The 2,800-nt window shown below is 67.5% G+C and carries 3 protein-coding genes; 1 reads left to right on the forward strand and 2 read right to left on the reverse strand.

From position 1 onward, the window contains the following. Nucleotides 1–29: 29 nt before the first annotated feature. Together ABD088_RS07125 and ABD088_RS07130 are read right to left on the reverse strand one after the other, a co-directional pair. Nucleotides 30–710: a winged helix-turn-helix domain-containing protein gene (locus ABD088_RS07125; RefSeq protein WP_343901085.1), complete on the reverse strand. Its 681-nt coding sequence runs from the start codon at nucleotides 708–710 to the stop codon at nucleotides 30–32. Then, the gene (locus ABD088_RS07130) at nucleotides 707–1,939 is read right to left on the reverse strand and encodes a sensor histidine kinase (RefSeq protein WP_343901086.1); all 1,233 of its coding nucleotides are present in this window, start codon (nucleotides 1,937–1,939) and stop codon (nucleotides 707–709) included. Before ABD088_RS07130 ends, ABD088_RS07125 begins: the two co-directional genes overlap by 4 nt. Before the next feature lie 180 nt (nucleotides 1,940–2,119). On the opposite strand from ABD088_RS07130, the gene phoU reads away from it, so the two are divergent. Next, a complete protein-coding gene (gene phoU, locus ABD088_RS07135; RefSeq protein ID WP_343901087.1) occupies nucleotides 2,120–2,779 on the forward strand; it encodes a phosphate signaling complex protein PhoU in 660 nt (219 codons plus the stop codon). Nucleotides 2,780–2,800: the final 21 nt, after the last annotated feature.

Genomic DNA, 2,800 nt, shown 5'->3' on the forward strand with positions numbered 1-2,800 from the left:
TGCGCCAGCCGGCGCCCCGCCGTCGTGCCTCAGGCCTCGAACTTGTAGCCGAGACCGCGCACGGTCACCAGGTGGACCGGCGTTGCCGAATCGGGTTCGATCTTCGAGCGCAGGCGCTTGACGTGGACGTCGAGCGTCTTGGTGTCCCCGACATAGTCGGATCCCCAGACCCTGTCGATCAGCTGGCCACGGGTGAGCACCCGACCGGCATTGCGCAGCAGCATCTCCAGCAGCTCGAACTCCTTGAGCGGGAACGAGACCTGTTCGCCGTGCACGCTCACGGTGTGGCGCTCCACGTCCATGCGGACCGGGCCGGCCTGGACGGTGGCAGCCACCAGCTCCTCGGGTTCGCCCTGCCGGCGCAGCACCGCGCGGACGCGGGCCACGAGTTCGCGGGCTGAGTAGGGCTTGGTGACATAGTCATCGGCGCCGAGTTCCAGGCCCACCACCTTGTCGATCTCCGAGTCCTTGGCGGTCAGCATGATCACCGGGACGCTGGAACGCTGGCGCAATTGCCGGCACACCTCGGTCCCCGGCTGCCCGGGGAGCATCAGGTCCAAGAGGACCAGGTCTGCACCGGTGCGGTCGAATTCAACGATCGCATCGATCCCGTTGTCGACGACCAGGACCTCGAAGCCCTCCTTCGTCAGCAGGTACTCCAACGGGTCGCTCAGCGACTCCTCGTCCTCGACCACCAGAATGCGGGTCAAATTCGGCCTCCTTGTTGTGTGGCGCGGTGTGCTTCCACGGTATCGGTCTCAATGGTGCCGGCCGCTAGGGAACCGGCGGTTGCCGGTGCCGTGGAGGACTCGTCGGCTCGTTCATGGCGGGGCATGCGCACCGTGAACGTGGAGCCCTGGCCGGGCTGGGACCACAGCGTGATTTCCCCGCCGTGGTTGGAAATGACGTGCTTGACAATGCTCAGGCCCAGACCGGTGCCCCCGGTTTGGCGCGTGCGGGCCGCATCGACGCGGTAGAAGCGCTCGAAGATGCGCTCCTGCTCCTCCGGGGCGATGCCGGGCCCCTGGTCGGTGACGGAGACCTGGACGAGGCCCTCGCGGGAGCGCACCCCGACTCCGACGCTGGTGCCTTCGGGTGAATACCGGATGGCGTTGTCGATGAGGTTCCGGAACGCGGTCATCAGCAGGTCGCGGTCACCGAAGATCCGGTCCTCGGTGTGCCCGCCGACGGTGATGGTGATGCCCTTGCCCTCGGCCGTGAGCTTGTTGCGGTCCACCGCTTCGGCGATCACGCGGTTGACGTCCACCGGCTGGCCGGCCAGCACGATGTCGGTGCCCTGCAGCCGAGAGAGCTCGATGATGTCCTGCACGAGAGCCGCCAACCGGCGGGCTTCCTTGTCCAGCCGCGTGGAGAAGCGGCGGACGGCAACTTCGTCGTCTGCGGCCTCGTCGATGGCCTCGGAGAGCAGTTGGATGGCTCCGACCGGGGTCTTAAGCTCATGGGAGACGTTGGCGACGAAGTCGGTGCGGACCGCCTCGGTCCGGGTGATCTCGGTGCGGTCATCGGCCAGCAACAGGATGTACTCATCCCCCAGCGGTGCGACCCTGACGTGCACGACGATGGTCCCCTGCCCGAGCGGGCCCAACGGCAGCTCGAACTGGCGTTCCTCGATGACCCCGTCGGATCTGACCCGGCGGGCCAGCGCCAGCAGTTCGGCGTGCACCATCGTGTGTCCACGGACCAGCCCGTAAGCGTAGGCCGCCGGGTTCGCACGGACGACACCGTCGATGTCATCGACCACGACAAAGGCCCGGCCGACCACGGAGAGGATCTCCGCAGCCCCTTCCGGCAAGGTCGGTTCATCGACGTCGGCGACCGCCGCGCGCTGCATCCGGCTATAGCGGTACGCGAGGAGGCCGACAACGCCGAGCGCCAGGCCCACCAGGCCGGCGATCACTATCATCAAGGCTTCATCCACGCCCCCTAGCGTAGCCCGGCCCGAACGGGGGCCAACGCCCATATGACGGGCCGGGGCGCGCCATTCACCCAATGTTCACGCGGCGGCGACCCGAGGTTAAGCTGGGGGTGGGAAGGTTGAACCCTACAGTGCCCGTCCCCTGCCCGTTGGCCGGGGAACACAGCTAAGAAAGGACGCCCTGTGCGCAAGGTTTTCCAGGCCGAGCTCCAGACCATCGGCGAGGAACTGACGGAGATGGCCACCCTCGTCGCCCATGCCATGGAGCAGGCCTACGCCTCCTACGCCGAGGCCGACACCGAACTCGCCCAAGAGGTGATTGCCGCAGACGCGCGCGTGGACTTCATGCAGAACCAGCTGGACGAACGGGCCATCGACGTCCTGGCCCTCCAGGGCCCGGTGGCCTCGGACCTGCGCATGATCGTCGGCTCGTTGCGGATGAGCGCGTCGCTGGAACGGATGGGCGATCTGGCCCGGCACATCGCCCAGCTGGCACGCCTGCGCTACCCGGCACACGTGGCACCCGACGCGGTGGCCCCGGTCTTCGCCGAGATGGCCGACCTCGACGTGCAGATCGCCCGGAAGCTGGTCACCCTGTTGGAGACCCGCGACCTGGACATCGCCGCAGAGATCGTCGCGATCAACAACCGGATCGATGACCTGCACGCCAGCGTCTTCAAGCTCGTGGCCGCCCCGGAGTGGAACGAATCCGCGCCGCGGACCGCTGACGTCACGCTGACCAGCCGTTACATGGAGCGCTACGGCGACCATGGCGTCTCCGTGGCCCGCAAGGTCAACTACCTGGTGACCGGCGAATGGGAGCCCGGCAGCTCCGAACGCTAGGAACACAGAGGAGGGGGGGGG

The organism is Arthrobacter rhombi, from assembly GCF_039526245.1.
GTDB lineage: Bacteria > Actinomycetota > Actinomycetes > Actinomycetales > Micrococcaceae > Arthrobacter_H > Arthrobacter_H rhombi.